The following is a 5084-nucleotide window of genomic DNA, read 5'->3' as shown; positions in this document are numbered from 1 at the left end:
ACGACGAGCAGCGCGCCGCCGACACCGAGCGCGATCGTCAGGGGCGCCGTCCACCCCCACTGCCCGCCCTTGGACACCGCGAGCATGAACGCGGTGACCGCCACGGACAGCAGCACGGCGCCGCGGTAGTCGAACGCCCCGCCCGTGCGCACCGACGACTCGTCGAGGACGACGACCGCCAGCACCAGCAGGACGATCCCGACCGCGCCGGTCACCCAGAAGATCGCGTGCCAGTCGAGGTGCTCGGTGATCAGACCGGCGAGCGGCATCCCGACGCCCGCACCGATCGCGAGGGTGGCGCTCATGATGCTGACGCCGAGCGGGACACGGTCGCGGGGCAGCTCGTCGCGCATGATCGCGATCCCGATGGGCACCAGCGCGAGGCCGACGCCCTGCAGCGCCCGGGCGGTGATGACGAACGGCAGCGCGGTGCTGAGAGCCCCGACGACGGAGCCTGCGACGGTGGCGCCGAGGGCGACGACCATCATCCGCTTCTTGCCGAACATGTCAGCGAGGCGGGAGACCGTCGGGATCGAGACCGCACCGGCGAGCAGGGTCGCGGTGACCAGCCACGTGGCGTTCTCGGCGGTGGTGCCGAGCAGCCGCGGGAAGTCCGGCAGCAGCGGCAGGACGAGGGTCTGCTGGAGCGACACGATCGTGCCGCACAGGGCGAGGGTGGCGATGACGACGCCGGTGCGGGACGTCCGCCGGTCCGCGGGTGCCGGGGTGCCGGCGGGCGCGGTGGTCTGCGGTGCAGGGGCCTGGGTCACGGTGGTTCCTCGGGGGTTCGCGGTGAACGCGTGTTCACCGCGTCTAGTGAACCACCGTTCACCGCCGGTCGCCGCCGCTTCCGTGCGCACTCAGCAGGCTGAGTGCGCCGTCCGGCCCTCGATAGACGCACTCAGCGGGCTGAGTGCGTCGTAGGGGCCTGACAGGCTGCCGGGATGCACACCACGACGCGCCACTCACCGACGAAGTTGACGTGATCGTGCGCGTGTCGGGCCACCTGGATCCGCACCCGTGGTCGCGATCGACCGACCTCGCGGAGGACGCCTACAGCGTGTGCCGTGCCCGTCTCGAGCTCATGGGATGGGACTCGACGTTCAGCAGCGCCGCCGGGGAGCGGCAGGAGATCTTCGGGCTCATCGAGGCGGAGCTCACCGGGACCGGCCAGGGCGATCTGGGTCACTTCCGCGTCCAGCCGACCCTGCCTGGCGCCGTCCACAGGTACCTCCCCGCACTCGGCGTCGCGGTGGACGACACCATCGCCCGCTTCGGTGTCTCGACCGTCACGGCGGTCGAGGCGGGTCTCCCTGCCGCCCCGGCGGACCGGCAGTCGCTGCCTTACCTGCAGCAGGCGCTCAACTGGTTCCGCGCAGGCCCTCCCCACGTCGGTCGGCACGCGGAGCTGACGTGCCAGGGCCCTCCGACGACCGTCCAGCGGGGCGCGCTGAGCCGCCTCGAAGGTCTCGCCCTCGCACCGTTCGCCGTCGAGAGCGACACAGCGGTCGTCCACGTCCCGGAGTGGACCGTCACAGCGGCGACTTGGGCGCTGTCCGCTGTCGCCGCTGCCGTCCGCGAGACGGGCTTCGCCGACGGGTTCCACGTCGAGCTGCGGGTCGCGGACCACCTCGCCGAGCCGAGCGGGCGAGAGCACACCCCATCGGCCCGCACACGCGGCGGATAGGCTCGCCGCCCGTGACCTCCACCGCGGCGCGCGACCGCCTGCTCGAGCTGATCCGCGACCTTGCCGTCGTCCACGGCCGCGTCACCCTGTCCAGCGGCGCGGAGGCCGACTACTACGTCGACCTGCGGCGGATCACGCTCCACCACGAAGCCGCGCCGCTCGTGGGCAGGGTGATGCTCGACCTGCTCGCCGAGCACGACGTCACGGTCGACGCCGCCGGGGGCCTGACGATGGGCGCCGACCCGGTCGCCGCCGCGATCCTGCACGCCGCGGCCGCCGCGGGGCAGCAGGTGGACGCGTTCGTCGTCCGCAAGGAGGCCAAGGCCCACGGGCTGCAGCGCCGGATCGAGGGGCCCGACGTCACCGGGCGGCGGGTCGTCGTCGTTGAGGACACCTCCACCACCGGCGGGTCGCCGCTGACCGCCGTGCAGGCCCTGCGGGAGGCCGGCGCGCAGGTCGCCGCCGTCGCGGTCATCGTCGACCGCGGCTCGGGTGCCCGGGAGGTCGTCGAGGCCGAGGGGCTGACCTACCTCGCCGCCTACTCCGCGCAGGACCTCGGCCTGACCTGAGCCGACCCGCGCGACCGGCGGCGGACGTCGGTCCCCGCTGCCAGGATGCCGGCATGAGCGACGCCGACGGCACGCCCCGACCTCTCACCCGCACCCAGGCGCAGGGAGCCGTCGAGCACATCGGCTGGCGCTACCTGCTCGGCGCGCTGCACACCGCCGTCCCGGTGGACGGCGTGACCCAGGCCGCCGAGGTGACCGCGACCGCCGTCCTCGCCTGCGGCCCGGACGCCGACGGGCACCTGCGCGTCGACCTGCGCCCCGGCCGCGTCGAGCTGCGCCTGCAGACGCAGGCGACCGCGGACGTCACCACCCGCGACACCGAGCTCGCCGCCGCGGTGCGGGACGCCGTCCAGGGCCTCGGCCTCGGGCTCGCCCCGCTCGCCGGTCCGCACTCCGTCCAGTCGTTGGAGATCGGGATCGACGCCCTCGACATCCCGGCGGTCCGGCCGTTCTGGAAGGCCGTGCTGGCCTACGCCGACGACCCCGCCGACGGCGGCCCGACCGGCGCACTGGTCGACCCGCTCGGGCAGGGGCCGGCCGTCTGGTTCCAGCAGATGGACGCCCCGCGGCCACAACGCAACCGCGTCCATCTCGACGTCACCGTCCCCCACGACGAGGCGGACGCCCGCGTGCAGGCGGCCCTGGACGCCGGCGGCACGCTCCTCAGCGACGCGCGGGCCCGGGCGTTCTGGGTGCTCGCCGACCCCGAGGGCAACGAGGCGTGCGTGTGCACCTGGGAGGACCGGGACCGCCCGGCCGGCCCGACGGGCTAGCGGCCGAGGTCGACCAGCAGCTGCGGCACCGTCGAGAACGTCCGCGGCAGCGCCTCCACCCACACCGCCGGCGCGACGTCCGGTTGCGCCCCCGCGGCGAGCAGGGCGTCGAGCGCCCCGAGCTTGCCGTTGAGGTCGGGCCCGGACTCGGCCAGCGCCCCCACCCGCGCCGGCGCCAGCCGCGCGAGCGTCTCGCCGTCGTGGAAGGCGCGGCGCAACGCCTCCGCGCTGCGGCCGATCGCCTCGACCTGCCGCCACGCCAGGTCCTCGGCGCGACGCGGCGCCGGCAGCACCGTCACGTCGAGGACCACCAGCTGGTAGCCGGCGGCGCGGCCACCGAGGGCCCCCGACCGGTACAGCTCGGCCAGGCGCGCCTCCAGGTGGGCGCGGGTGCACAGCCCGGTGACGGGGTCGAAGCAGCTGGCCGCCCCGGCGGGCTCCAGGCCGGCCTCCGCCCAGCCGGCCGCGACCGCCTGCATCACGCGGGCGGGCGGCTCGGTGCGTGCCCAGACCGCCCAGAGCGCGATGACGTCGTCCATCGTCTCCTCGACCGTGACCCCCAGCCGGGACCGCACGACGCCCAGCCGCCGGACCGCGGGGCGGGGGTCGGACTGCGTCGTCAGCGCCTCCACGAGCGCGTCGCACGCCGGGTCCCACCAGTCCGTGGACGACGACCACGACGCACCCGCACTCCGCCGGTACCATGAGTCACGCAGCGTTGCTGCCTGTGACGAGGACACGGCAGGCCAGTCGTGGGGCTCGGGCAGGCGCACTGAGGACTCCGCACGGGTGACGGCCCGGGACCTGATGGCCCGGGACCATCGCGCCGGGAGGTGGGTAGGTGCCACGCTGTCGAGACCGACGACCCGGCGACTCATGACGCGCCGACCGGGTGAAAGATCCGGAGCCGCTTCCCCACCGGCCCACGACCCACCGGAGGCCCAGTGACGGCGAGCACGTCCGCCACGCAGCCCGACGGTGCCAGGGACGGTTACGACGGCCTGGCGATCGTCACCGACCTCGCCGCCGCACCGGAGGCCCCCTCCGACGCCGAGCTGCTCGCCGCGGCACGCACCGGGGACGCCGAGGCGTACGGCGAGCTGTTCCGCCGCCACTCCCCCGCGGCCCGCGCGCTCGCCCGCCAGCTCACCAAGCACCCCAGCGACGCCGACGACCTCGTCTCCGAGGCCTTCACGAAGGTCCTCAACGCACTGCGCAACGGCAACGGGCCGACGTCCGCGCTTCGCCCCTACCTGCTGACGGCGGTGCGTCGCGTCCACGTCGACCGGGCCGTCGCCGGGCAGCGCGTCAAGCCCGTCGAGGACATGACCGACTACGACCCGGGCGAGCCGTTCGTCGACCCCGCGGTCGCCGGCCTGGAGCGCACGCTCGTCGCCAAGGCCTACTCCCAGCTGCCCGAGCGCTGGCAGGCCGTCCTCTGGCACACCGAGGTCGAGGGGATGCACCCCCGGGACCTCGCGCCCCTGCTCGGCATGTCCGCCAACGCCGTGTCCGCGCTCGCCATGCGCGCCCGCAGCGGCCTGCGCGACGCCTACCTCGCCGCTCACGTGCCCGCCGCGCAGCGCCGCGACTGCGAGGCCACCATGCCGCGGCTCGCCGCGTACGTCCGCGGGTCGACGTCCGTGCGCGAGACCTCCGCCGTCGAGGCGCACCTGGACGCGTGCGAGGACTGCCGGGCCGTCGCCGCGGACCTCAAGGACGTCGGCGTGGGCATGCGCGCGATCGTCGCCCCCATCGTGCTGGGCGGCGCCGTCACCGCGTACCTCGTCGAGCTCGGTGCGACCGGTGCTGCCGCCGCGACCGCCGGCTCGGCCGTGGGCGCCGGCTCGTCCGGTGCGGGGTCGTCCGGTGCCGGGTCGTCCGGTGCCGGTGCCTCGGGGACCGGTGCGACCGGGACGGGCGCGTCGTCGGCAGGGGCCACCACGGGCGCGTCCACGACGGGCGCCTCCACCGTGGGGGCGTCGGGCACGGCGGTGACCTCCGGCGCCGCGGCCAGCACCGGTGCGGCGAGCGCCGGCGCGCTGGGTGCGGGCG

At 75.4% G+C, this 5084-nt stretch carries 6 protein-coding genes; 4 read left to right on the top strand and 2 right to left on the bottom strand.

All coding sequences use genetic code 11. The annotated features are described in order from the left end of the window. Window positions 1-770, bottom strand: a 770-nt coding sequence (locus ACYVQV_RS18855) for an MFS transporter (protein WP_461024858.1), incomplete at its 3' end; no start/stop codon positions are given. Window positions 771-982: 212 nt separating this feature from the next. Here ACYVQV_RS18855 and ACYVQV_RS18850 point away from each other — a divergent pair. The 3 genes from ACYVQV_RS18850 to ACYVQV_RS18840 are packed head-to-tail and all read left to right on the top strand — an operon-like array spanning window position 983 to window position 3029. Next, window positions 983-1687 carry a hypothetical protein gene (locus ACYVQV_RS18850; RefSeq protein WP_461024857.1) on the top strand — a complete coding sequence of 235 codons (705 nt, stop codon included), beginning with the start codon at window positions 983-985 and terminating at the stop codon, window positions 1685-1687. Window positions 1688-1698: 11 nt separating this feature from the next. Beyond that, complete coding sequence (pyrE, locus tag ACYVQV_RS18845) at window positions 1699-2256, top strand: orotate phosphoribosyltransferase (protein WP_461024856.1); 558 nt, start codon at window positions 1699-1701, stop codon at window positions 2254-2256. A 53-nt stretch (window positions 2257-2309) separates the two neighbouring features. Beyond that, the gene (locus ACYVQV_RS18840) at window positions 2310-3029 is read left to right on the top strand and encodes a VOC family protein (RefSeq protein ID WP_461024855.1); all 720 of its coding nucleotides are present in this window, start codon (window positions 2310-2312) and stop codon (window positions 3027-3029) included. Here the strand turns inward: ACYVQV_RS18840 and ACYVQV_RS18835 are convergent. Continuing rightward, window positions 3026-3661, bottom strand: coding sequence for a hypothetical protein (locus ACYVQV_RS18835; protein ID WP_461024854.1), 636 nt, complete (start codon window positions 3659-3661; stop codon window positions 3026-3028). The genes ACYVQV_RS18840 and ACYVQV_RS18835 overlap by 4 nt on opposite strands. Before the next feature lie 312 nt (window positions 3662-3973). Between ACYVQV_RS18835 and ACYVQV_RS18830 the strand changes: the two genes are divergently transcribed. Beyond that, on the top strand, window positions 3974-5084 hold a 1111-nt coding region (locus ACYVQV_RS18830; protein WP_461024853.1), incomplete at its 3' end, for a sigma-70 family RNA polymerase sigma factor.

The organism is Thalassiella azotivora, from assembly GCF_054781695.1.
This window is presented reverse-complemented; position numbering and strand designations above follow the sequence as displayed.